The following is a 23,362-nucleotide window of genomic DNA, read 5'->3' as shown; positions in this document are numbered from 1 at the left end:
TCAGTCCTTTGGGCGCAGAAGCCGGGTGAGCAGCAGCGTGACGACGGCGAGCAGCGCGAGCGCCGTGGACGCCGCGAACGCCGCCGGCTGGTCGAAGTTCTGGAAGCGCTCCTCGACGAAGAGGGTGAGGGTCTGGGTCTGGTCGACCAGACGTCCGGAGACGACCGCGACCGCGCCGTACTCGCCGAGGGAACGGGCCAGGCACAGCACCACGCCGTACGCCAGGGCCGAGCGGATGCCGGGGAGCGTGATGCGGAGGAACGTCTGGAAGCGGCTCGCCCCAAGCGTGTGCGCGGCCTGCTCCTGCTCGTCGCCGAGCTCCTCCAGAACCGGGACGACGGACCGCACCACGAGCGGCAGCGCCACGAAGACCGTGGCGAGCACCATGCCGGGCGTGGAGAAGATGATCTGCAGGCCCCAGCTCTCCAGCAGCCCGCCCACCGGGGAGAACCGGCCGTACAGCAGGATCAGCGCGAGCCCGACGACGACCGGGGACACCGCCATCGGCAGGTCGATGAACGCGCCGAGGAGACGCTTCCCCGGGAAGTCGTGCCGGACCAGGAGGAGGGCGGCGCCGACACCGAAGACGGTGTTCAGGGCGACCGCCCACAGTGCGACGACGAGGGTGACCTGGAACGCGTGCAGCGCCGAGGGCGAGGTCAGCGCCTCGACGAACGGGACCAGGCCGTCGCCGAACGTCCGCCAGACGATCAGTGCGACCGGGAGCACCAGCAGGAAGAAGAGGTAGCCGATGGCGATCACGCGCAGGACGTACCTGGAGACTCCGCGGGGCCCGCCGCCGGGCCTGACGGTGCGGTTCCGGGCGGTGGCGCCGGTGCTTTCGCCGGCAGTGCTGTCGCCGGCCGCGTTCGGGTCGGCCGTGCTCGGGTCGGTCGTGTTCTCGTGGACCGTGTTTTCGTGGACCGTGCCGGACTCAGCCACGGCGGCTCCCCCATCGCTGCAGGAGGTCGAGTGCCAGCAGGGCGACCAGGGCCACGACCAGCAGGACGGTCGAGATCGCCGCCGCGCCGGTGGTGTTGTCCCCCTCGATCTGGCTGAAGATGTTGACCGCCGCGACCTGGGTCTTGAACGGCAGGTTGCCCGAGATCAGCACGGTCGAGCCGAACTCCGAGATCGCCCGCGTGAACGCCAGCGCGGTGCCGGACAGCATCGCGGGCACCAGGTTCGGCAGGATGATCCGCCGGAAGGTCTGGAACGGGCTCGCCCCGAGTGAGGCCGCGGCCTGCTCCATGTCCTTGTCCAGTTCGATCAGCACCGGCTGCACCGTGCGGACCACGAACGGCAGCGTGACGAAGAGCAGCGCGAGCCCCACGCCGGCCCTGCTGTAGGCGAGGTTCACCCCGAGCGGGCTCTCCGGGCCGTACAGCGCGAGCAGGACCAGGCCGGCGACGATCGTCGGCAGGGCGAAGGGCAGGTCGATCAGCGTGTCCACGATCGCCTTGCCGGGGAAGCGGTCGCGGACCAGCACCCAGGCGATGAGCGTGCCCAGGACGAGGTTGACGAGCGCGACGACCGCCGAGGCGCCGATCGTGAGGGTGAGCGCGGCCCACGCGTCGGGCGTGGTGACCGCCTTCCAGAAGTAGCCGGGCCCCTCGTCGGTGGACCGCACCACCACGAGGGCGAGCGGGATCAGCACGATCAGGCTCAGGTACAGCACGGCGGAGCCGAGGCCGAGTGCGGTGCCCGCGGAGGCGCGCGGGCGGCGCCGCTCCCCCGCGCGCGGCGGGGGAGCGGTGCGGGAGGGGGTGTCCACGGTCATGCCGATCCCGCCCACCTCAGGTGCGTACGTGTGGGGGACGCCTGACGGGGATCACTGCGGCCGGTCATGGCGGTCACTTCTCGGTCGCGACGCCGAGCTTGCGCTCGATCTCGGCGACCTTGCCGGTCTTCGGGTCGAAGAACTCGCTGGTGATCGTGTCCCAGCCGCCGATGTCCCGGATCGTGAAGAGCTGCGGCGGGTTGGGCCAGGTGAAGCCGTTCACGCCGTCGACCACCGGGCGGTAGCCGTTCCTGGCGAAGATCGTCTGGGCCTCGGCCGAGTAGAGGTACTTCAGGAAGGCCGCGGCCTCCTTGGGGTGGGCCGAGTCCTTGGTGATCGCGACCGGGTTCTCGATCAGGAGCGTGGCGTCGGGGACGACGTACTCCAGCTCCTGCTTGTTCTGCTGGGCGAAGATCGCCTCGTTCTCGTAGGTCAGCAGCGCGTCGCCCTTGCCGCCGGTGAAGGTCTGCAGCGCCTTGCGTCCGCTGTCGTCCTGGACCGGAACGTTGTGCAGCAGCTGGTCCAGGTAGGCGAGCCCGGCCTCCTGGTTCGCGCCCTTGCCGGACTTCGCGCCGTACCCGGCGAGCAGGTTCCACCGGGCGGCGCCGGAGGTGAAGGGGTTCGGGGTGATGACCTCGACGCCAGGCTTGACCAGGTCGTCCCAGGTCTTGAGGTTCTTCGGGTTGCCCTTGCGGGTGCCGATCACCACGATCGACTTGGTCAGGATGCCCTTGGTGGGGCCGCTGTTCCAATCCTCGGCCACGAGTCCGGCCTTGACCAGGCGGGTGATGTCGGTCTCCAGGGAGAACTCGACGATGTCCGCCTTGAGCCCGGACGCCACGGCGCGGCTCTGGTCGCCGGAGGCGCCGTACGACTGGGTGAAGGTGATGTTCTTCCCCTCGGGAGTCTTCTGGAAGGCGGCGATGATCTCCGTGAAAGCTGCCTGCGGGGTGGAGTAGGCGACGAGCGCCAGCTTGACCTTTCCGTCTCCCCCCGAACCGCTGCCTCCCCCGCAGGCCGTGATCAGGGCGGTGGTCGCGATGGCGGCGGCCGTGATCCCCCGTAGCCTGCGAACGCTCATGGGCTTCTCCCTGCTTTTCCTACTAAATAAGTCGGCTTAGCAGATATTGAAACCCAGGGTGATATTCCCGTCAAGTCCGGTAGGTTTTCTGGAAAGGGTCAGCAGATGCGGTCGAGTGACTGCGCGGCGCCCGGCGACGCCGACGGGCGCGGCGACGGCTGGGGGGTACGCGCCGGGTGCCGTGAGTGTCCCGGACGCTGGGGGCGCAGGGCCGTGGCCACCTCGCGCCGGATGAGGTCCCAGTCCGGGTGGGCCGTGTTCACCAGCGGCGGCACGAACTGCAGGCTCCGGATGTGCGCGGTCTTGATCTTCTCTGAGAGCGCGAGTACCGCGGGCAGCATGTCCTGCGGCACGTCCGTCGTGACGTAGCGCTTGGTCGCGTCCGCGATCTGCTCGAAGCCGCGCAGCACCGCCATCGGGTCGGCCTGCTTGGCGACCGCGTTGAGCAGGCACTTCTGCCGGCCCATCCGCACGTAGTCGTCGCTGTCCGTACGCGAGCGGCCGTACCAGAGGGCCTGCCGGCCGTCCAGGCGCCGCCGGCCCGCCTGCAGCACGCCGCCCTCCAGCCCGTACGGGATGTCCTGCCTGATGGTGACCGTGACCCCGCCGATGGCGTTGATGATCTGGGCGAAGCCCTTCATGTCCAGCATGGCGTAGTAGTCGATGCGCAGCCCGAGGATGCCGGAGACCGTGTCCCTGAGCAGCCGCATCCCGCGGTCCTTGGGCGGGCCGGGGGCGATCCGCGGGTGGTCCTCGGCCCACTGGTACACCTCGTTCAGCAGGCCGGGCGTGGCCTCGTCGCCGTCGCCGGTGAACCCCCAGGGGAAGGCGTCCCGCGCCGGGCCGGGCGGCATCGGCACATGCTCCAGGTTGCGCGGCAGCCCGAAGAGCACCGTGTCACCGGTGCGCGTGTCCACGCTCGCGACGGTCACGCTGTCGGTCCGCGCGCCCGGCCGGTTGCCGGCCGCGTCCGCGCCGGCGAGGAGGATGTTCACCCGCCGCTTCCCGGCCCAGGGGTCCGGCCGATGCGTCCCTCCGTCGAAGACCGTGAGCAGCACGTCCCGCGACACGTAGGCCAGCCGCCCCGCGAACGCCATCGGCACGGCGACCAGCAGGCACAGCAGCGCGACCGCCCCGGTCCCGATGCCGCGCTCCACCCTGCCGAGGCCCGCCGGCCGCACCACCCGGTACGACGAGATGATGACGGCCGACCAGCAGAACCCGATCGCCAGCGCCGTCGCGATCAGGCCGGTCAGCCAGTTCGGCCGTACGACAAGATCCAGCAGCGCGAAGCGCAACGCCGCGACGGCGGTGAACACGGTCCCGAGGAGCAGCGTGTACGCGCCCGCGAGCAGGAGGCCGGTCCGCGTGCGGCCCGCCACCAGGTGGGCGATCCCCCACACCATGGCCGACGCGAGGGTCAGCCCCAGTGCCTGTCCGAGGTTCCGCCAGTCGATCCGCATCCGCAGCACTCCACGTCCGGGTATCCGTCGCTACTGCCCGCCGAGCGAACGACATAACAGGCTAGTAACGGACCCGGTGGAATCCCGGTCAGCTCGCGGTGCAACTGTCCTGGGTCGCGTCGAAGCCCTCGACGTCGTCCAGGGTCTTGGGCGGCTTCAGGCCCTGCCAGTCCGCGCCGAGGACGAGCACCAGCGTCTGCGTCTGCGCGTTCTGCGCGCGGTGGGTCCGCGCGGTGAGCAGCTCGCGGTAGAGCCGGGGCGCCCGGCTCTCGCCGTTCGGCGAGTACATGAGGACGGTCTTGGCGTACGGCTTGGCCGTGGATGTGACCTTTCTGATGTGGTAGCCGCGCTGCTCCAGCTCGGCGGCGACCGTCCCGCCGAGCCCCTGCCGGCCGCTGCCGTTCTCCACGATGATGTGGATCTGCGACTTGGGGATCTTCTGCTCGCCGCTCTTGACGCCCTTGCTGATCTGGTCGGCGGCGACCATCTTGAACAGGCGGTTCGCCTGCGGCTGGACCCACTCGACCCGGCCCGGACTCGACACGGAGTAGCGCCACGGCGTGGTCACGAACCGGATCTGTCCGGCGGTCAGGCCCTCCGCGCTCACCGCCAGGTCCTTCATTACGCCCACCGTCAGATCGGGGTCGGTGGTGATCGACTTGGTGACCGCGTCGAGGAATCCGAAGAGCATCTTCGGGTCGGTCAGCGTGTCGCCGCTCATCGCCTTCTTGGCCATCGAGGCGAGGAACATCTGCTGCCGCTGGATTCGGCCGATGTCGGAGCCGTCGCCGAGGCTGTAGCGGGCCCGCACGTAGCCGAGCGCCTGCTCGCCCTTGAGTACCTGGTGGCCGGCGGGCAGGGTCAGCCGGGCCTTCTTGTCGTTGATCGGCTCGGGGACGCAGACCGGCACGCCGCCCAGCGCGTTGACCATCCCCTTGAAGCCGGTGAAGTCCACCTTGACGAAGTGGTCGATCCGGATGTCGGTCAGCGCCTCGATGGTGCGCCAGGTGCACGCGATGCCGCCGGAGTTGAACGACTCGTTGATCATGCCGACATGCGCCCGCTGGCCGGGAAGGCCGTTCTTCGCCGGGCAGGCGGGGAGCTGGACGAGGGAGTCCCGGGGAAAGCTGATCAGCATCGCGCCGTCCCGCTTCGGCGAGATGTGGGCGAGGATGATCGTGTCGGTCCGCTCGCCCTCGAACTTGCCGTACTTGCCGTTCGCGCCGTCTCGCTGGTCCGACCCGACCATCAGCACGTTCATCGCCTGGCTGATCTTCACCGGGCGCTTGCCGAGGTCCTGCTTGGCCACGACCTCGTGCTTGACGTTCCCGGTGAGCTTGACGTACGCCCCGCCGAGGACGGTCGCCCCACCGGTCACCGCGCCGAGGACGCCCGCGAGCAGCACCCAGAGCCAGGCCCGCCACTTGGGCGGGGCCGGCGGAGTGGGCGGCTCCTCCACGGGAAGCGCAGGACGCACGTCGACAAGACCCACGTTCTTAACTCCTGAGATTCGGACGGGGGCCGTCGCCCGCGTCGGAGAGCCCGAAAGCGGCAAATCGCGGCAAGTGTAGCGACGCACCCTGAACATCGCGTATCGCCATGGGGGCAACCAGGCTGCAAGCGATGGTCAAGAGAGCGTGCCTATCTCTATGACGTACGAAACGGGCGAAAGGTTGTGCGATATGGCGCGAAATGTGCCTTTAGCCGGCGCTGCCGCCGGCCTCGTCCTCCTCATCGGTGGCGTGTACGGCATGAGCTCCCTGTCCACCATGTCCTGGGGCGTGCCGGTCTTCATCATCGGGCTGTTCCTGCTGATCACCGGGGTGATCGTGTTCACCACCGGGCTGGCCGGAGGGCAGGGGGCCTCCACCGGCGCGCTGGGGCGGATGAAGGACTTCATGGGGACGGGCAACCAGGAGCTGATCGGCTCCGGCGTCCCCTCCCGCGCGCTGATCACCGCGATGCGGGACACAGGGACGACGGTGAACGACCAGGTGGTCGTCGCCTTCGACCTCCAGGTCCAGCCCTCGGGGGCGGCGCCGTACCCGGTGAGCCACCGCCAGATCCTGCCGCGCCTCCTGATGGGTGCCGTCCTTCCTGGCCGGGTCGTCCAGATCTGGACCGATCCCGCGAACCCGCAGCGCCTGGCCATCGACTGGTCGGCCCTCCCGGCCCAGAACACCTGAGACCCGGTACGGCGGCCCCGTACCGGACCCTCATTGTGCAACCGGCATGGTGTTCCCGCTGCGAAAGCGAAAGTATGCTTCTTCCATGCATCGTTCGTCGTGCCTGAGCTGGTGGCGCTCCTCGTAGGAGCGGCCACACTCACGCGCGACCCGGGGCCGTTCGGATGGACGGCCCTTTTTGCTGCTCTCTCTTGGGACGGGACCTCCTCCGGATGGCGTACCGGCCACCGACCAGGAGGAAGCTCATGACCGCCGCCTTCACCCCCCTGTCCACAGACGACGAGGGGATATCCACAGGCGATCCACGTACGTCCGTGATGACCGCCGAGACGACTGGCGGGACGACCGCCGGGGTGGCCGCCGCCCGGCAGCGCAGCGCCGAGCTGGAGGAACTCATCCGGCAGAACCCCGGACGGTTCCGGGTCCTCACCGGGGACCGGCCCACCGGACGGCTGCATCTGGGCCACTACTTCGGCACTCTCCACAACCGCGTCCGGCTCCAGCGGCTGGGGGTGGAGACCTTCCTGATCATCGCCGACTACCAGGTCCTGACCGACCGGGACATCGCCGACCGACTGGACGAACACGTCGAGGGCCTGCTCCTGGACTACCTCGCGGCGGGCATCGATCCCGAGCGGACCACGATCTTCGCGCACAGCGCCATCCCGGCGCTCAACCAGTTGCTGCTGCCGTTCCTCAGCCTGGTCTCGGTCGCCGAGCTGGGCCGCAACCCCACCGTCAAGGACGAGATCGCCCACTCACGCCAGTCCGCGGTCAGCGGCCTGATGTTCACCTACCCCGCCCACCAGGCCGCCGACATCCTGTTCTGCAAGGCCAACCTGGTCCCGGTCGGCCAGGACCAGCTTCCCCACCTGGAGCTCACCCGCACCATCGCCCGCCGGTTCAACGACCGGTACGGCAGCGACGCGGCCCCGGTCTTCCCGGAACCCGACGCCCTGCTGTCGGCCGCGCCGCTGCTGCTGGGCACCGACGGCGCCAAGATGAGCAAGAGCCGGGGCAACGCCGTCAGTCTTGCCGCCACCGCCGACGAGACCGCCCGGCTCATCCGCGGCGCGAAGACCGACCCGGACCGGCACATCACGTACGACCCGGCCGCCCGGCCCGAGGTGTCCAGCCTCGTCCTGCTGGCGGCGCTGTGTCTCGGCCGCGATCCGCACGACGTGGCGGCGGACATCGGCGGCAAGGGCGCCGCCGCGCTGAAGGCGACCGTGACCGAGGCCGTCAACGAGCACCTCGCCCCGCTCCGCGACCGCCGCGCCCGCTACGCCCAGGACCTCGGCTACGTACGCCGCATCCTCCGCGACGGCAACGAGATCGCCAACGAGGTCGCGCAGACCACCCTCGACGAGGTGCGGGCCGCGATGAAGACCCTCTATTGAAGGGCGGCCTTCCCCGGCGATGGAAAGCCCTCGCGCGACGGTGAGACCCGGCGAGGACCATGGAGACGGTACGGCGGGTGCACGCCGGTCTGCGGGTCGTCGATCCCGCCCTCGCCGCCGAATCGCTGGCCAGCGGGACCGGCCCGCTCACCGCCCGGGAGCGCGACGTGCTGCGAGAGGCCAGGCGCGGCGGCACGGTGAGCGAGATCGCCAAGGCGCTCCGCCTGTCGAACGGGACCGTGCGCAACCACCTGTCCGCCGCCATCGGCAAGACCGGCGCCGCCACCCGCGCCGAGGAGTTCGGCTGGCTCTGAGAGGGCGACGTGGTCCGGATGTGCTCAGTATGTGCTCAGCCGGCGCGTGGGGGTTCTCCGGTCAGTGCCGGTAGGAGGTGTGCTTCTTCGTACGCGAAGTGTTCTTCGAGCTGGGAGGCCAGTCGCTCCAGTTCGGCCAGGAACGTGGTGGCGTCGTCAGTTCCGATCCGGGAAGGACGGGTGCCGGGAGCGGTTGTGTCACGGGCTTCGGGGGCCGACGTGCCGATGGAGGGTTCGCCGGCCTCGGACGTGAGGTTGGCGAGAAGCGCCTGGAGGTCGGCGACGGCCTGGGCCACCAGCCGGTGTTCGCTGCGGATTCGGTCCAGGGCGGGGGTGAGGTGGGGGAACTGCTTCTCGAAGTCGGCGAACGCCCCGTCCTCATTGGTGTGATGGCCGTGGAGCGCGTCGCAGAAGAGCAGGCAGTGCTGGGCGAGCTTCCGGTCCAGACGCGGTCGCGCGGAGCCGTACGGCGCGGCCTGCCCGTTGGCGTGTCGTCCCGCGAAGTAGTCGTCGACCTCTGCGCGGATCGCGGCGAGGTCCGCGCAGGTCGTCGTGGACGCGTACGAGGAACCGGGCGATCGCCTGGTTCCGCTCTTCGCCGGCGCCGGGGGCGGCGCGGGTCAGCGCGATCACGGGGATGGTGCGCGAGGTGCCGGCCTGATAGGCGGTGAAAGCAGGGTCGCGACGGCATTGGATGTCGTAGATCCGGTCGCGTTCCGCACCCTCGACCGGCTCGGCCGTCGCGGCGTATGTCGCGATCTGGCCGTCTCCTGTGCCGATCTCGACCGTGCAGCGCGGGTCGGCGAGCAGGTTGTGGTGCCAGTCGGGGTTCTTCGGCCGGCCCGCGTTGGAGCCGAAGACGAAGATCCGGTCGCGATCCCGGAGGTACACCACGGGGTTCGTGCGCGGTCGGCCGCTGCGAGCGCCGGTGGTGGTCAGGAGCATGAGGGTGGCTCCTTGGAACATGCCGCCCACACTGCCGCCGTTCGCGCGGAACTCCTCGATGACCTGCCTGTTGAATTCCGACGGCCCCGGGCGGTGCTCTGTCATGAAACGTCCCCTCCGATAGCATCGGCCGACCAGGAAAATTTGCTTTGAAAGCAAAACTTATTTGAGTGCAAAGCTATTTGGAGGGATCGCGAGTGTCAACCGGTAGCCCGGGGCATCGTGGATCCGGCCTGGACGTCGATGCCGCGATCCGGACGTTGCTGCTGGTGATGCCACGGATGGTGGGACGTGCGAAGCGGCTCGGGGTCCCGGAGGAGCTGAGATCGTTCGCGCTGGCGCCCCGGCACCTCTCGTTGCTCGCCTACCTGCTCTTCGACGGGCCGATGAGCGTGAACGAGCTGGCCGCCCGGCTTGAGGTCGCGCCCACGACCGTGAGCCTGATGGTGGGCGAGCTGAGTCGCAAGGGCATCCTGGAGCGGCGGGAGGACGACGCCGACCGGCGCAGGAAGATCGTCAGCATCGCCGACGAACACCGTGCGGCGATCGACGGCTGGCTGGGGTACGGCGCCACTGCCTGGCGGAAGGCGCTCGAACCTCTCACGGCCGAGCAGCGGCAGATGTTCGTGGACACCCTGGCCGCCTACGAACGGGAGATCGCCGGCGAGTGAGGTCGCCCCGGAATCTCTGATCCCCGCGCGGCCGTGGAGTGGAAGATCGCCGTGGAGTGAGGTCGCTCTGGGATGGCGCGGCTCCGGGGAGGGCGGGCGTGATCTGCCCCGGGACGGCCGGGGCGAATCGGGTCAGGATTCCGGGGGCGGGGCGGCGCAAACCGCTCTGGTACGCGCTGCGGCGCGCCTACGCCGACCGGCTACTCACGTTCCAGGATTCCGCCGTCGCCGTGATCAACGACACCGGACGGGAGTGGGCCGGCGAGCTGGAGGTCGTCCGCATGACCTTCGGCGGGAAGGTCCGGGCGCGGGAATGCCACCGGGTCGCGCCGCCCCCGCGTGGGGTGGCCCGATGGGAGCCGCCCGCCGCGCTCACCACACCGGGCGGCCCGGGGGAGCTGCTGGTCGCGACCCTGGACGGAGTACGCGCGCTGCGGTTCTTCGCGGAGGACCCCGTCGCCGGCTATCCACCGGCCGCGTTCGACACGGCGGTCGAAGAGGCCGGCGACGGCCTGCGGATCACCGTGACCGCGCGGACCCTCGTGCGCGAGCTGACGATCTTCCCCGACCGGCTCGACCCGCGGGCGACCGTGGACGACCAACTCGTCACGCTGCTCCCCGGCGAGACCGCGGTGTTCCGAGTCAGTGGCCGCTGCCGGCCGGGTGACCTCGATCTCGAGGCGCTCGTCCGCCCCCCGGTGCTGCGCTGCCTCAACGAGGCCCGGACCTCAGCCGATTTCGCCGGAAGCGCGTGATCACTGGGTAGCATGGGCCGTCCACGACGGTGCGGATCGACCTGACGAGCGAGGAATGTTCATGCGGTTCAGCCCGGGTTCATTCGTCGTTGAGCGTCTCCGGGCAGAGTGAGCCCGGCTTCCCCCACCCACGAGGAATTCGAGATGGATCTGCTGACCAACCCGATCAAGACTTACCCCTGGGGCTCCCGCACCGCCATCGCCGGGCTGACCGGGCGGACCGCTTCGGGACCGGAGGCCGAGATGTGGCTCGGCGCCCACCCCTCCGGACCGTCGCGGCTCACCCGCGACGGTGTCGAGCGGACCCTCGTCGACGCGATCGCCGCCGACCCGGTGGCCGAGCTGGGGCGGGCGTCGGTCGAGCGTTTCGGCGCGCGCCTGCCGTACCTGCTGAAGCTGATCGCGGTGGACCGCCCGCTCTCCCTCCAGGTGCATCCCACCGCCGACCAGGCGGCCGAGGGGCACGCCAGGGGAGACCGGAACTACTGCGATCCGTGGCCCAAACCGGAGCTGATCTGCGCGCTCACGCCGTTCACCGCGCTCGCCGGGCTGCGCGCGCCCGAGCAGGCCGCGATGCTCGTCGAGCGGCTCGGCGTGGCGGCGTTGCGGCCCGTCGTGGCGCGCCTCGCCGCCGGTGACATGCTGGCCGCGTTGCGCGAGCTGCTCGGCCTGCCCGGCTCCCGGGCCGATCTGGTGAAGTCGATCGTGTGGGCCGCCTCCTCCGTCCACCAGCCGGACTACGAGCTGATCATCCGGTTGGCCCGGCTGTACCCGGAGGACCCCGCGGTCCTCGCGCCGCTGCTGATGCGCAGGCACGAGCTCGAGCCCGGCCAGGCGATGTTCCTCGGCGCGGGCGTGCTGCACTGCTACATCTCCGGGTTCGGCGTCGAGATCATGGGCAGCTCCGACAACGTGCTGCGCGCCGGGCTCACCGGCAAGCCGATCGACGTGGACGAGCTGCTGCGGATCACCGACGCCCCCGCCGTCCCGCTGCCCGTCGAGCCGGCCGACGACGCGTACGTGCCGCCCTGCCCCGAGTTCCTGCTGCGCAGGATCGTGCCGGGCGCCGGACGCGCCCTGCCGGGCGAGCTGCCGCGGATCCTGCTCTGCGTCGATGGCGTGGTCCAGGCCGGGGACGAGGTCAAACTCCGCGCCGGCGACGCGGTCTACGTCCCCGCCTCGGAGGGCCCGATCACGATCTCCGGCGACGGCACCGTCTTCTGCGCGGAACCGCAGATCCTCTAGTGCGCTGCCGGCGCACGTTCGCCGGGGATCAGGGAACGGAGCGGAAGGGAGCGAGGACCGCCGCGAAGGCCCAGCGAAGCGGGCTTCGCGAGGACCGGAGGTTCTTTCCGGCGCAGTGACCGACCCGTCCAAGAGTTGTGGACACCCCACCAGCGCTTCCGGTTCACAGGATGTGGACGGCCAGGCCGTAGCCGGCGGCCGCGGCCAGGACGCCGAGCAGGAGGCTGCCGGCCACGTTCAGCGCCGCCTCCGCGAACGAGCCCTCCTCGATCAGCCGCATGGTCTCGAACCCGAACGTGCTGAACGTCGTCAGGGCGCCGCAGAAGCCACTCCCGGCCAGCGTGGCGACGAGCGGCCCCGGCTGGAGCCCGGTGAGCAGGCCGAGGACGAACGAGCCGGTGACGTTGACCACGAACGTCCCCCAGGGAAACACGGTGTCGTGCCACCGCTGGACCAGCCGGTCCATCAGATAGCGGGTCGGGGCGCCCACCGCGCCGCCGAGGAACACCAGCAGCAGCGTCACGCGGGGCGCCCGACGTAGCGGTAGACCTCGACCGGCTCCACGGTGACCAGCCCCTCGGTCACCAGTTCGTCCAGTTCGGCAACGAAATCGGTGATCCGCGCCTCGGTGTCCACGATGACGATGGCCACCGGCAGGTCTTCACTCAGGGAGAGCAGCCGGTTCGTGTGGATGAGCGATGACGCGCCGAACCCCTCGATCCCCCGGAACACGCTCGCTCCCGCCAGGCCCTTGCGGTGCGCCCGGTGGACGATCTCCGTGTACAGGGGCCGGTGACGGTACTGGTCGGTTTCGCCGATGTAGATCGTCAGCCGGCAGGCGTCGCCGTGCAGTCTCATCGCGCCTCCTTTCGCGGGCCGCGCCGTACGGGGATGCGGGCGGCGAGCCGGGCGAGGGTCATGCCGCACCAGACCGCGGCCAGCCCGGCGACGAGGCTGACCGCCGCGTAGACGGCCGCCGTGGGCGCGGCCAGCCGCGTGATCTCGACGGCCACGGTGGAGAAGGTGGTGTATCCGCCGAGGAACCCCACGCCCAGGAACGGCCGGACGTACCGGCTCGGTGGCCACACCTGGAGGACGAACACCATGAGCGCGCCCAGCGCGAAGCAGCCGGACAGGTTGGCGATCAGGGTGCCCCAGGGGAAGCCGTTCGCCCCCACCGGTACGGCCGAGGCGAGCAGGAAGCGCGCGACGCTGCCCAGCCCCCCGCCGATCGCGATCACTCCCACCACGCTGAACGCGCGCCCGCGCCGTCTCGCCGGCCGCCCGCGGAACACGTCCTGCCCGGTGCCGGAAGGCGTCATGGTGCCGATGGTATCGACCAGGCGCGGAAACGCCCGGGCCGGTCAGCGGTCGCGTTTGGGCCAGGGCTGCAGCCGGGTCGTGGAGACGATCTCGGCGCGGTCGCCGGGCAGGACGCACTCGGCGATCTCGACCACGCGCCCCGCGGTGTCGATCGAGGTCTTGCGGAGCACCAGCACCGGCACGCCGCCGGGCACGTCCAGAGTCCGCGCCTCCTCGGGAAGCGGAAGCCGTACGGTGACCTCGTCCACGACCCGGTCGATCTCGATGCCGATCGTGGAGAGCTGGTGTGGTGTGCCGCCCGGCCAGGGCTCGTTCTCCGGCGTGAGAAGGGCGGGGTTGGCGGCGGCCATGTCGTACACGAGCCAGGAGATGACCAGGCTCAGCGGCGCGTTCTCGCCGCGGGCCCGGGTCCGATAGGTACGGCGCAGCATGCGGGTGCCCTCCGGCACGCCGAACCGCCGGGCCAGCTCGGCCCCCGCAGGGGCCGAGCCGAACTCCGTGGAGAACTCCAGCTCTTCACGGGGCAGCCCGGTGTCCCGTTCGGCCGCGCCGGCCCGGCGCCGCTCGTCCTCAGGGAGGAGCGCGCGGTCCTTCTCCCACTGGTAGCGGTCCGTCGTGCGCCGGAGTCTCCGGCGAGCTGCGGTCACAGGGATTCCCTTCCCCGTGAGCGCGTTCTACGCCGCGAGTGTGAGAGTGTTCCGCGGCGCGCTTCGGCGTTTTACGGCACCGTCAGCGCGGAGACGATCTTGTCGATGGTCTTCTCGCCCGGCTTGTGCTTCGCCAGGTTCTTACGGAGCGAGGTGAGCTTGGTGTCGTCCGCGGCGTAGGGCCGGTACTCGATGACCTCGTGCGCCCAGCGGTCGGGGTTCGGCACCCCGGCCGCGTGGAGCGCCGCGACGAGCTCGCTCTCGGGGGCGTTGTTCGCGGAGACCTTGCCGGTCTTGCTGGTCTTAGCGGCGGCCTTCTCGGCTCCGTTCACCGGTGCTGCCGCCGTATCCGACGCCCCGTCGGAAGAGCTGCTGCCGCAGGCGACGAGCGAAGCCGAGGCCGCGATCGACACCACGGCCAACATCAGCTTGGCTGATCTCACTGTGTCCGTCCTTCATGTTTGTGGTCGTACACCTGAAGGCTGGGGGGACACGCCTTTCGGATCTATGCCGACCATCAATATCAGCTCGGACACGCTGGGTTCGGAGCCTAATCTCGGTGTCGGGTCATTCCACGGTCAGGGGTCGACATTCGTGATCTCCCCGCACATTGCGCGCGGCCGTGACGACGTTCGCGAGGGCCGCCTCGACCTCCTCGTATGTCCGGGTCTTCAGCCCGCAGTCCGGATTGACCCAGAGCCGGTGCGCGGGCAGCACCTTCAGCGCCGCGCGGAGTGACTCCTCGATCTCCTCGACCTCGGGAACACGGGGCGAGTGGATGTCGTACACGCCCGGGCCGAGCCCGCGCTGGAACCCGCCGACCGCGGGCTCGCGCAGCAGCCGCGCGTGCGACCGGGCCGACTCCACGCTCGTCACGTCCGCGTCGAGCGCGTCCACCGCGGCGATGATCTCGTCGGCGTCCGAGTAGCACAGGTGCGTGTGGATCTGTGTCCGGTCGCTCGCGCCCGACGTCGCCCGCCGGTACGCGTCCACGGCCCACGCCAGATAGCCGTCCTGCTCCGCGCGGCGCAGCGGCAGCAGCTCGCGCAGCGCGGGCTCGTCCACCTGGATGATCGAGAGGCCCGCCGCCTCCAGGTCGCGCACCTCGTCGCGTACGGCGTCGGCCACCTGTGAGACGACGTCGCGCAGGGGCAGGTCGTCGCGGACGAACGACCACGCCACGATGGTCACCGGCCCGGTCAGCATCCCCTTGACCGGGCGGTCCGTCAGGGACCGCGCGTACGTGGCCCACCGCACGGTGATCGGCTCGGGGCGGCGCACGTCGCCGTGCAGGATCGGGGGCCGGGTGCAGCGGGAGCCGTACGACTGGACCCAGCCGTGCCGCGTGACCGCGAAGCCGTCCAGGTGCTCGGCGAAGTACTGCACCATGTCGTTGCGTTCGGGCTCGCCGTGGACGAGCACGTCCAGGCCGAGCCGCTCCTGCACGGCGACGGCACGGGCGACCTCGTTCCGGACCAGGGCCTCGTAGGCGGTCTCGTCGAGGCGTCCGGCGGCCAGCGCCGCTCGGGCCGCGCGCAGCTCACCGGTCTGCGGGAACGAGCCGATCGTCGTCACGGGCAGCGCCGGCAGCCGCAGATGCTCCGCCTGGGCCGCCGCGCGCACCGCGTACGGGCTGCGCGGGGGACAGGGTGCGGCCGGTTCCGGGGAGAGGGGGGAGGAGGTGGCGCGGCTGTCGGTTCCTCGGGGCGCGCCGTCCGGGGCGGAGGCGAGGAGGGAGGCCAGCTCGACCACCTCGGCGACCTTCTGCTCGGCGAAGGCGAGGCGTTCCCGCAGCGCGGGATCGAGGCCGGTTTCCCGCTCCACGTCGTACGGCACGTGCAGCAGGGAGCTGGAGGTCCCGACGACGACGTGCGCGGCGCGCTCCCGCAGGGCGACGAGGGCGGCGAGCGCCCGGTCGTGGTCCGTCCGCCACACGTCGCGCCCGGACACCACGCCCGCGACGACGGTCTTGCCGCTCAGATCGACGTCGGGGGCGGGCAGGGAGCCGCGCACGAGATCGAGGCCGATCGCCTCGACAGGCGTCCCGGCGAGGACCGGCAGCGCCTCGCCCGCGTCCCCGAAGTACGTGGCGACGAACAGGGCGGGCCGGGCCGCCGCCGCGCCGAGCCGCCGGTACGCGGTCCGTACGGCGGCGAGTTCCTCCGCCGAGCGGTCCGCCACGAGCGCGGGCTCGTCAAGCTGCACCCAGGCGACGCCCTCGGCGGCGAGCGCCGCCAGCAGCCGCTCGTACGCCGGGAGCAGGTCGGGCAACCGGTCCAGCGGCGCGAACCCGGCCGGGGCGTCCGGGGCCGGCTCGGACAGCAGCAGGAACGTCACCGGGCCGAGCAGGACGGGGCGCGGGTCGAGGCCCAGCGCGCGGGCCTGCCGTACCTCGGCCAGAGGGGCGTCGCCCGCGAGACGGAACGCCGTGTCCGGGCCGATCTCCGGCACGATGTAGTGATAATTCGTGTCGAACCACTTGGTCATGCGCAGCGGTGCGATCCCGGCGGCGCCCCTCGCCATCGCGAAGTAGGCGTCCTCGGGGGCCGGCGCCCGATAGCGCTCCGGCACCGCGTCGAACAGCACGGCCGTGTCGAGCACCTGGTCGTAGTACGAGAACGTGCCGGACGGCAGCGCGCCGAGGCCGAGGGCGTGGAGCCGCCGCCAGGTGTCCTCGCGGAGGCGGGCGCCGACCTTCTCCAGCTCGTCGTACGCGATCCGGCCGCTCCAGTAGGACTCGAGGGCGTGTTTCAGCTCGCGCTCCGGGCCGATCCTCGGATAACCGAGGACGGTGGAGGCGGGGAAGGGCGACGGGCGTACGGCGGTCATGGTGACTCCCTGACGAGACCGCGGGGAGCGGTCGGGCGGATCGGACGAGCCGCATCCTGCCCGCGCCGCCGTGTCCCGCCGCCGATCTATCGCCGTTGCTTATGGCTGGGCTTCGGCGCTCTTGCGGAGCAGCAGGTGCGCCTGCGGGAAGCGCCGCTTCGTGTCCTCGCGACCGGCGAGGATCAGCCGGGCCACCTCGACCATCCCGGTCTCCCGCAACAGGCTCGCGACGTGGTCGGGCGACCACCGGTAGGCGAGCGCCACCTGGTGGTCGAACGGCTCCGGCGGCGCCGACGGCTCATCGTGCGCCTGGAAGCTGAGCAGCAGGAGGCCGCCCGGGGCGAGCACCCGGTGGAACTCGGCGAACGCCTCCGGCATCCGCTCCGGCGGCGTGTGGATGATCGAGTAGCGGGCGAGCACACCGCCGAGAGCGCCGTCCGCCAGGTCGAGCTCGGTCATCGAGCCGACGTCGAACCGCAGGTGCGGGTGGGTGCGGCGGGCCAGATCGATCATCTCGGGCGACAGGTCGACGCCGAAGGCGGTCAGCCCGAGCGCGTGCAGGTGGGCCGTCACGTGCCCCGGGCCGCAGCCGACGTCGGCGACCGTGCCGTCGCCTCCGGCCCGTACGAACCCGGCGAACGCGGCGATCGCCGCGCGGTCCAGGTGCTCTTGCTCGAACAGCGGGCGGGCGAACTCGGCGTAGGTTTCGGCGAGCCGACCGTAGGACTCACGAGTGGTGCGGAGATGGTTGGCTTCGATCATGGCCGGGCATCCTAGTGCCCCTCCCGGCACTAGCCCGATCGCCTCGGGTGCGGCGGCCGCTTGATCCATTGCCGTCGCTTATGGATCAGCGGGCGATACTGGAGCATGGATCCCAGCCCTCCCGTGCGCGACATCCAGTGTTTCGCGCTCGTCGCGCGGCACCGCAGCTTCTCGCGGGCTGCGGCGGAGATGGGCATGTCGCAGCCGGCGATGAGCCAGGCGATCGCCCGGCTCGAACGCGCGCTGCGGCTCCGCTTGTTCGAGCGGACCAGCCGGGAGGTACGGCTGTCGCCGTCCGGGGCCGCGCTCCTGCCGCGGGCGGAGGCGCTGCTGGAGACGGCGGACGCCTTCGGCGCCGAGGCCGTCCGGCTGGCGGCGGCGCAGCGGCCGGCGATCCGGCTGGCGTACGCGCCGCTCGTCGGCGGCCTCGCGGCACGGGTCGCCCGGCGGCTGGCCCGCCGCCGACCGGCGATCGGCGTGGAACTGCGGGCCGCGGGCTGGAGCGCCGCCACCGCCGCCCTGGAGGCCGGAGACGTGTCCGCGGCGATCCTCGCCGCTCCGTTCCCGCTGGGGCTCACCACCGCCGCGCGGTTCCACGTACCGGTCGGCCACTTGGCGGTCCCGGCGGGGGATCCGCTCGCGACGGCGGCGACGGTCCGTCCGGAGCGGCTGGCCGGGCGTCGCGTCCTGGCGCCGCGCGACCGCCCGCCCGGCGGCATGTGGTCCCGGCTCGCCGGTCTGCTGGGCGGGCCGCACCGGCTCCACGCGGTGGCGGACGAGATCGACGACTTCGCCGCGGCGCTCGACCTCGTCGCGGCCGGCGTCGGGCTGCTGCCGGTGCCGCAGTTGGTCGTGGGCTCGATCCGCCGCCACGACGTGCGCTTCGTGCCGTTCGACGCCGGTGACCTGCGCATGGCGTACGGGCTCGGCTGGCATCCGGACCGGGTCTCCGGCGAGCTGCTGGCCCTGGCCCGGACGGTCCAGGAGTCGCTGTGGACGAGGTAGCCGGTGCGCGCGGCGCCGGTTGTCGTGCGGAGCCGGTTGTCGTGCAGAGCCGGAGCACCGGCGAGCGCTGGCCCCCGGTCAGGGCAGCGGGAGCTCCAGGGTGATCGTCATGTGCTCGCTCGCCCCGGAGCCGGTCGAGTAGACCCCGCGCATCGCCGCCGCCTGGGCACGCAGTGGGTTCGCCGCGGCGTCCTCCTCGTCCGCCCTCGCGTCGTCCTCGGCGGGCAGGCCGTCGCAGGAGACGGTCAGCCGCAGGGTCCGGCCCGTCGTCATCGCGACGGAGATCTCCCGCGCGCCGGCCACGCGGCCGAGCGAGTCCACCAGGACCTGGTACGCGAGCCGGGCGGCGTCGTCGGGCACTTCTCTCGTCGGCAGCGCCCACATCTCGACGGGGACGGCCAGGCGCTCGGCCCATCCGGCCAGCAGGGATTCCACCGCCCGCCCCAGGTCGCGTCCCGTGACGTCTTCTTCCGATGCCGCCGCATCGAAGATCGAGACCATCTGTCCCCCTCCATAAGCACACCCGCGTGTGATCGGTACCGCGGCCGTCACCGCCCCCGCGGCCCGCAGGTCGGAGCTGGGCGATTATGCCGAATTTAATGATCAATCATGATGCGTCACATTGGGCAGGGACCGCCCGCCCGCAACCAGCAACCGGGCCGGCACGGTCCGCTGGCGTGGCCCGCCCACGTCGACGGGTGCGCTTTTCGCGTCGTAGACCTCCATCGGACCGAGAACACGGAACTCCACCCCGAATCTCCCTGCGGACGGCCCCTCGGCCTCGCGGACCTTACAGCGCGGGATCGTACGGTGGAGGGCTCCGCCGATTCGTCCGCCGGACGGGTGATCGGCGCTCCTCCGCCGGACGTATGCCTCGCACGCCCTGATTTGGGCGGGATGGGCCCCGAGCCGAGTGCGGCCCCGGCGGAAGCCGCGGTGCGCGCGAGCAGCCGGGCTTGTGCCGGTGATCTGAGGCCGGAGATCCGCGTCCGCCATGCCGACAGTGAACACTCGCCTTGATCGTGCGAGAACCCGTCGCTAGCCTGCCCTGCTGATTCGGCAATCGATTTCCGGTAGGTGGAGCGAACGTGACGATGACGAAGACGATGGCCGGTCTGTCGGCGGCGGCGGCCGTCCTCGCCTGCGGTGCGGTGGTGAACGCCTCGCCCGCCGCGGCCTCCGGTGTGCCGGCGGGGACGGCCGCGCTGCCGAAGTGTCCGGTGGTCTTCGGGCACGGCGGCTACCCCGAGGGGGCGAACGGCTGGGCGAAGGACCAGGTGCGCCAGCCGAACAACCTCCGGGGAGTGGACGACCAGAAGGCCCGGGGAGCCGACGGCGTCGAGGCCGACGTCCAGCTCACCAAGGAGGGGACAAAGGCGGTGATGTGGCACAACACCACCACCAACGGCCTCACCGGCGGCCAGCAGAAGATCACCGAAATCTGGTGGGCGAACGGAGCGGGAAACCTGAACAGCCGGCGCATCACCCGTGGTCCGTACAAGGGGGAGGGGGTCTACTCGCTGCGGCAGTGGCTGGACCACGTGCGGTCACGGGGACTGATCGCGCTGCTGGAGATCAAGCCGGAGACGAAGAGCATCCTGAGCGATCCCCGGTACGCGGCGACGGCGTGGAAGGAGATCTCGGACCCGATCAAGGAGCGGCAGGGCTCGCAGCGGATCATGGTCTACTCGACCGACTCCTGGATCCAGGGGGAGCTGGCGAAGCGCCATCCCACGCTTCTCAAGGGGGCGGCCGCGCGGTGGACCGACAGCGTGGCATGGAACGAGCCGGTCCCCTCCTGGAGCGGCAACGCGTCCCAGTGGAAGGCCGTGCTCGCCCAGGCCCCGCAGAGCGTGATGACCAACTACACCAGGGAGTACCGGGCCTGGCTGCGAGGCAGGTGCCAGTAGCCGCGCGGGCCTGGCGTGCGGAGAGGGGACGCGCGTCGCCGCGCCGTTCGGGCAACCGCAAATCAGGCCAAAAAGGGGTTTTTTTGGGACATTAATCAATAAACAGTGCTATTGCCGCAGTTCTCGCATGCCGGCGGTCGGGTTTCGTGAATTTCCCCGAAAAGCACTGCAAGGCTGACATCTTTGGATAACTGCCCATTAAGATCTTCTTGTTCGGTCCGTGCTCGATCGAGCGGGAGGAAGGACTGTGTCCGAGGAGCGGAGCCCGGCCGAAGCCGGGCAGGAACAGGCCCCGGCCGGCATCGACATCGCCAGGCCGAGCGTCGCGCGTGTCTACGACTTCATGCTCGGGGGCAAGGACAACTTCGCGTCCGACCGCAATGTGGCCGAGCTGGCCCTCCAGATCGCGCCGGACGCCCCCCAAGCGGCCCGCGCGAACCGCGAGTTCCTGCGCCGGGTCGTCCGCCACCTGGCCGCCGAGGCGGGGGTACGGCAGTTCGTCGACATCGGCTCCGGCCTCCCGACGCAGGGCAATGTCCACGAGATCGCGCAGGAGGTCGACCCGGCCACGCGCGTGGTCTACGTGGACAACGACCCCATCGTCCTGGTGCACGGCCAGGCGCTGCTGGCCAGGAACGACACCACCATGGTCATCCAGGCCGACATCAGGCGGCCGGAGCAGATCATGGACCACCCGGACCTGCGGCGGCTCATCGACTTCTCCCAGCCGGTCGGCCTGCTGCTGTTCGGGATCCTGCACCACCTGAACGACGACGAGGCCCCCGAGGGCATCGCCGCCCGGCTCAGGGACGCCCTGCCCGCGGGCAGCTTCGTGGCGATCTCGCACTTCCACAACCCGGGGGACGCCCGCCCCGAGATCGCCGCGCAGGCGGCCTCGGCCGAGAAGCTGTTCAACGAGAACCTCGGCACCGGCCGGTGGCGGACGCGCGAGGAGATCCTCGCCTACTTCGGGGACTTCGAGCTGCTCGACCCCGGCTTGGTCCCGCTGCCCGAGTGGCGGCCGGGCCTCGCTGACCAGGCCGCGCAGGGGATCACCTATCACACGTTCGCCGGGGGCGTCGCCCGCAAGCCGGACTGAGCCGGACCGGGCCGGGGCGGCTCGTCAGGGGGCTGTACGTCCTAAATGTGGCGGATGACCTTGGCCGGGTTGCCCACCGCGACGACCCCGGCCGGGATGTCCCTGGTGACGACCGCGCCCGCGCCGATCACGCTGTTCTCACCGATGGTGACGCCGGCGAGTGCGATCACGCCGCCGCCGAGCCACACGTTGTCGCCGATCACGATCGGCTCGGCCGCCTCCAGCTTGGCGCGGCGCATGTCCGGATCGACGGGATGCGTCGGCGTGAGGAGCTGGACGTTCGGGCCGATCTGGACGTCCGCCCCGATCGTGATCGGAGCGACGTCCAGCGCGGTCAGACCGTAGTTGGCGAACGTGCCGGGGCCGATGGTGATGTGCGCCCCGTAGTCCACGTACAGCGGCGGCCGGATGTGGGCGTCCGGCGCGATCGAGCCGATCAGCTCCTCCAGGATGGGCCGCGCGGCGTCCGGGTCGGTGGCGTAGACCTCGCCGTACCGGTGCGCGAGGAGGATGGCCCGCTTCGACGCGGCGGCCAGATCGGGGTCGTCGGCGATGTAGAGGTCGCCCGCCAGCATCCGTTCCCGGTTCGTACGGCTGTCGCCCGCGAAGTAGTCGTGCACGCACCCGACCGTAGCCGGAGCGCGGCCCCGCCCGCCGCCCCGGGGCGATCTGTCCGCGTCACCGTGACGAGGATTCGAGGGCGCCGAGGCGGAGCCGCCGGAGGCGGGAGGGCTGCCGTGGGGGTCAGTTTCCGGCCGGGGCCTGCACCTGCGCGGACGCGCTCTTGATCTCTCTGAGCGCCCGTCCCAGGTCGCGGGACGACAGCCAGAGCTTGTACATGATCGCGGCCTCGAAGACGAGCAGGAGGGCCGCCGCGCCGACGGTGACCGGGACGATGAGCCCGAGCAGCGGGCCGATGATGAACACCGCCATCTGGAACTCGATGCCGCTGATCAGGTGGGTCCGCACCCGGTGGTCGCGCAGCCATTCCCGGACGCCGATGTACCAGGAGAACCGGGTGCGGAACTCCTCCTGCAGGTCGACGACGTCCAGCGTGCGGAGCCTGATCTCGTCGGCGTCCAGGTCGGAATCGCGGTCGAGATCCAGAGCCGCGTCCAGGTCGGAGTCGTCATGGAGCAGCCGCTGGGGGAGCGCGGGTGATCCGCCGGCCGAGGCGGAGTCGTCGTACGCCTTCTTGAGGGTGCGGCGCATCTGGCGCCGGACTTTCGCGATCTGGAGGGCGTCGACGTAGCGGAGCATGTCGAGGAAGACGACCCCGATGCCGAGGAGCAGGTAGAGGTCCTCGCCGGTTGCCTGGTACTGCCCCCACATCAGGGCGATGGCGCAGACGAGCACGCGGATGCGGTCGAAGACGTAGTCGAGCCAGCCGCCCAGTACGGTTCCCGTGCCCTTGAGGCGGGCGATCTTGCCGTCCATGCAGTCGAGCACGAAGCTCAGGTGGTACAGCACGGCTCCGGCGAGCAGCCATGGCCGGTCCGCCGTCAGGAAGCAGCCGGCCGATCCCAGGCCGAGCAGGAAGGCGCCCCAGGTGATCTGGTTGGGGGTGATCGAGGTACGGTTCGCGGTCCCGACCACCAGGCGGCCCGCGAGGGGGTCCACCAGGAACACGGTCCACCACGCGTCCCGTGCCTTGTAGGTCTGTGACCGTACGTCGTCCAATGTGAACTTCATAGGGAAACCTCGTGATCTGTTCCCTCGGCCAGAACCGCTCCGGCAGGGACCGGCCGCGGCTCCGGAACGATGAAATGCCGATGAATTCGGTCAATTCTCGTTTTGATGCGATGAGGGATCATGGTGCGTGCAGGGGGATGGTTCGTGCAGGGATGGTGCGTTCTGTCGACCGCGATTACTGACGGGCGAGTCGAGGCGTGCCCAGGGGATGTCGTCGGTGTCGCTGTCGGTCGTCGCGGCCCTGGATGAATTGGG

The 23,362-nt window shown here is 70.8% G+C and carries 26 protein-coding genes; 9 read left to right on the top strand and 17 right to left on the bottom strand.

Features of this window, described 5'->3' with window-relative positions; translation table 11 throughout:
* The 5 genes from ACQP1V_RS42185 to ACQP1V_RS42165 all read right to left on the bottom strand — a co-directional run bounded on the left by ACQP1V_RS42185 (position 1) and on the right by ACQP1V_RS42165 (position 5,816).
* On the bottom strand, positions 1-942 hold the full coding sequence (locus ACQP1V_RS42185) for a sulfate ABC transporter permease subunit (RefSeq protein ID WP_433417284.1): 942 nt from the start codon (positions 940-942) through the stop codon (positions 1-3).
* Positions 935-1,780: a sulfate ABC transporter permease subunit CysT gene (gene cysT, locus ACQP1V_RS42180; protein WP_433417281.1), complete on the bottom strand. Its 846-nt coding sequence runs from the start codon at positions 1,778-1,780 to the stop codon at positions 935-937. The genes ACQP1V_RS42185 and cysT overlap by 8 nt, the downstream gene beginning before the upstream one ends.
* A 73-nt stretch (positions 1,781-1,853) precedes the next feature.
* Positions 1,854-2,861 (bottom strand): sulfate ABC transporter substrate-binding protein, encoded by a 1,008-nt coding sequence (locus ACQP1V_RS42175; protein ID WP_433417278.1) that lies wholly within the window; start codon positions 2,859-2,861, stop codon positions 1,854-1,856.
* Between the two features lie 98 nt (positions 2,862-2,959).
* The gene (locus ACQP1V_RS42170; protein WP_433417275.1) at positions 2,960-4,324 is read right to left on the bottom strand and encodes an LCP family protein; all 1,365 of its coding nucleotides are present in this window, start codon (positions 4,322-4,324) and stop codon (positions 2,960-2,962) included.
* Positions 4,325-4,412: 88 nt separating this feature from the next.
* Positions 4,413-5,816, bottom strand: a complete 1,404-nt coding sequence (locus ACQP1V_RS42165) for an LCP family protein (protein ID WP_433417272.1) — start codon at positions 5,814-5,816, stop codon at positions 4,413-4,415.
* Between the two features lie 190 nt (positions 5,817-6,006).
* Between ACQP1V_RS42165 and ACQP1V_RS42160 the strand changes: the two genes are divergently transcribed.
* From ACQP1V_RS42160 to ACQP1V_RS42150, 3 genes are all read left to right on the top strand, one after another.
* A complete protein-coding gene (locus ACQP1V_RS42160; RefSeq protein WP_433417270.1) occupies positions 6,007-6,510 on the top strand; it encodes a hypothetical protein in 504 nt (167 codons plus the stop codon).
* A gap of 245 nt (positions 6,511-6,755) precedes the next feature.
* Complete coding sequence (gene trpS, locus ACQP1V_RS42155) at positions 6,756-7,910, top strand: tryptophan--tRNA ligase (RefSeq protein WP_433417267.1); 1,155 nt, start codon at positions 6,756-6,758, stop codon at positions 7,908-7,910.
* 59 nt (positions 7,911-7,969) lie between these two features.
* The gene (locus ACQP1V_RS42150) at positions 7,970-8,224 is read left to right on the top strand and encodes a response regulator transcription factor (RefSeq protein ID WP_433417264.1); all 255 of its coding nucleotides are present in this window, start codon (positions 7,970-7,972) and stop codon (positions 8,222-8,224) included.
* 35 nt (positions 8,225-8,259) lie between these two features.
* Here the strand turns inward: ACQP1V_RS42150 and ACQP1V_RS42145 are convergent, their stop codons facing one another.
* Together ACQP1V_RS42145 and ACQP1V_RS42140 are read right to left on the bottom strand one after the other, a co-directional pair.
* Positions 8,260-8,643, bottom strand: coding sequence for a hemerythrin domain-containing protein (locus ACQP1V_RS42145; protein WP_433426128.1), 384 nt, complete (start codon positions 8,641-8,643; stop codon positions 8,260-8,262).
* Positions 8,603-9,274, bottom strand: a complete 672-nt coding sequence (locus ACQP1V_RS42140; RefSeq protein WP_433417261.1) for a nitroreductase family deazaflavin-dependent oxidoreductase — start codon at positions 9,272-9,274, stop codon at positions 8,603-8,605. The genes ACQP1V_RS42145 and ACQP1V_RS42140 overlap by 41 nt, the downstream gene beginning before the upstream one ends.
* A 92-nt stretch (positions 9,275-9,366) precedes the next feature.
* Between ACQP1V_RS42140 and ACQP1V_RS42135 the strand changes: the two genes are divergently transcribed.
* From ACQP1V_RS42135 to manA, 3 genes are all read left to right on the top strand, one after another.
* Positions 9,367-9,840 (top strand): MarR family winged helix-turn-helix transcriptional regulator, encoded by a 474-nt coding sequence (locus tag ACQP1V_RS42135; protein ID WP_433417258.1) that lies wholly within the window; start codon positions 9,367-9,369, stop codon positions 9,838-9,840.
* A 98-nt stretch (positions 9,841-9,938) separates the two neighbouring features.
* The gene (locus ACQP1V_RS42130) at positions 9,939-10,595 is read left to right on the top strand and encodes a hypothetical protein (protein ID WP_433417256.1); all 657 of its coding nucleotides are present in this window, start codon (positions 9,939-9,941) and stop codon (positions 10,593-10,595) included.
* A 144-nt stretch (positions 10,596-10,739) separates the two neighbouring features.
* Positions 10,740-11,840: a mannose-6-phosphate isomerase, class I gene (gene manA, locus ACQP1V_RS42125; protein WP_433417253.1), complete on the top strand. Its 1,101-nt coding sequence runs from the start codon at positions 10,740-10,742 to the stop codon at positions 11,838-11,840.
* Between the two features lie 163 nt (positions 11,841-12,003).
* Here the strand turns inward: manA and crcB are convergent, their stop codons facing one another.
* The 7 genes from crcB to ACQP1V_RS42090 form a co-directional block, all read right to left on the bottom strand.
* A complete protein-coding gene (gene crcB / locus ACQP1V_RS42120) occupies positions 12,004-12,363 on the bottom strand; it encodes a fluoride efflux transporter CrcB (RefSeq protein ID WP_387414024.1) in 360 nt (119 codons plus the stop codon).
* Positions 12,360-12,698, bottom strand: coding sequence for a DUF190 domain-containing protein (locus ACQP1V_RS42115; protein WP_433417250.1), 339 nt, complete (start codon positions 12,696-12,698; stop codon positions 12,360-12,362). Before ACQP1V_RS42115 ends, crcB begins: the two co-directional genes overlap by 4 nt.
* Positions 12,695-13,162: a fluoride efflux transporter FluC gene (locus ACQP1V_RS42110; protein WP_387414027.1), complete on the bottom strand. Its 468-nt coding sequence runs from the start codon at positions 13,160-13,162 to the stop codon at positions 12,695-12,697. The genes ACQP1V_RS42115 and ACQP1V_RS42110 overlap by 4 nt, the downstream gene beginning before the upstream one ends.
* A 42-nt stretch (positions 13,163-13,204) precedes the next feature.
* Positions 13,205-13,810: a UTRA domain-containing protein gene (locus tag ACQP1V_RS42105; protein ID WP_218002126.1), complete on the bottom strand. Its 606-nt coding sequence runs from the start codon at positions 13,808-13,810 to the stop codon at positions 13,205-13,207.
* 71 nt (positions 13,811-13,881) lie between these two features.
* Entirely contained in the window at positions 13,882-14,253 is a 372-nt protein-coding gene (locus ACQP1V_RS42100; protein ID WP_387414029.1) for a hypothetical protein, read from the bottom strand.
* Positions 14,254-14,377: 124 nt separating this feature from the next.
* Positions 14,378-16,639, bottom strand: a complete 2,262-nt coding sequence (gene metE / locus ACQP1V_RS42095) for a 5-methyltetrahydropteroyltriglutamate--homocysteine S-methyltransferase (protein ID WP_433417246.1) — start codon at positions 16,637-16,639, stop codon at positions 14,378-14,380.
* Between the two features lie 99 nt (positions 16,640-16,738).
* Positions 16,739-17,401: a class I SAM-dependent methyltransferase gene (locus ACQP1V_RS42090; protein WP_433417243.1), complete on the bottom strand. Its 663-nt coding sequence runs from the start codon at positions 17,399-17,401 to the stop codon at positions 16,739-16,741.
* A gap of 123 nt (positions 17,402-17,524) precedes the next feature.
* Here ACQP1V_RS42090 and ACQP1V_RS42085 point away from each other — a divergent pair, with 123 nt between their 5' ends.
* The gene (locus ACQP1V_RS42085; RefSeq protein ID WP_433417240.1) at positions 17,525-18,406 is read left to right on the top strand and encodes a LysR family transcriptional regulator; all 882 of its coding nucleotides are present in this window, start codon (positions 17,525-17,527) and stop codon (positions 18,404-18,406) included.
* A 78-nt stretch (positions 18,407-18,484) separates the two neighbouring features.
* Here the strand turns inward: ACQP1V_RS42085 and ACQP1V_RS42080 are convergent, their stop codons facing one another.
* Positions 18,485-18,907: a hypothetical protein gene (locus ACQP1V_RS42080; protein ID WP_433417237.1), complete on the bottom strand. Its 423-nt coding sequence runs from the start codon at positions 18,905-18,907 to the stop codon at positions 18,485-18,487.
* Between the two features lie 593 nt (positions 18,908-19,500).
* Between ACQP1V_RS42080 and ACQP1V_RS42075 the strand changes: the two genes are divergently transcribed.
* Both ACQP1V_RS42075 and ACQP1V_RS42070 read left to right on the top strand, forming a co-directional pair.
* A complete protein-coding gene (locus ACQP1V_RS42075) occupies positions 19,501-20,316 on the top strand; it encodes a glycerophosphodiester phosphodiesterase (RefSeq protein WP_433426126.1) in 816 nt (271 codons plus the stop codon).
* Positions 20,317-20,563: 247 nt separating this feature from the next.
* The gene (locus ACQP1V_RS42070) at positions 20,564-21,415 is read left to right on the top strand and encodes an SAM-dependent methyltransferase (protein ID WP_387414037.1); all 852 of its coding nucleotides are present in this window, start codon (positions 20,564-20,566) and stop codon (positions 21,413-21,415) included.
* A gap of 41 nt (positions 21,416-21,456) precedes the next feature.
* On the opposite strand, the gene ACQP1V_RS42065 is transcribed toward ACQP1V_RS42070, so the two are convergent.
* Together ACQP1V_RS42065 and ACQP1V_RS42060 are read right to left on the bottom strand one after the other, a co-directional pair.
* Positions 21,457-21,990, bottom strand: a complete 534-nt coding sequence (locus ACQP1V_RS42065; RefSeq protein ID WP_433426124.1) for a sugar O-acetyltransferase — start codon at positions 21,988-21,990, stop codon at positions 21,457-21,459.
* Positions 21,991-22,159: 169 nt separating this feature from the next.
* The gene (locus tag ACQP1V_RS42060) at positions 22,160-23,107 is read right to left on the bottom strand and encodes a CDP-alcohol phosphatidyltransferase family protein (RefSeq protein WP_433417234.1); all 948 of its coding nucleotides are present in this window, start codon (positions 23,105-23,107) and stop codon (positions 22,160-22,162) included.
* Positions 23,108-23,362: the final 255 nt, after the last annotated feature.

It is taken from the genome of Microtetraspora malaysiensis (assembly GCF_050947145.1).
Classification (GTDB): domain Bacteria; phylum Actinomycetota; class Actinomycetes; order Streptosporangiales; family Streptosporangiaceae; genus Microtetraspora_A; species Microtetraspora_A malaysiensis.
The sequence above is the reverse complement of the archived record's forward strand: the minus strand, read 5'-3'. Positions and strand labels throughout refer to the sequence as shown.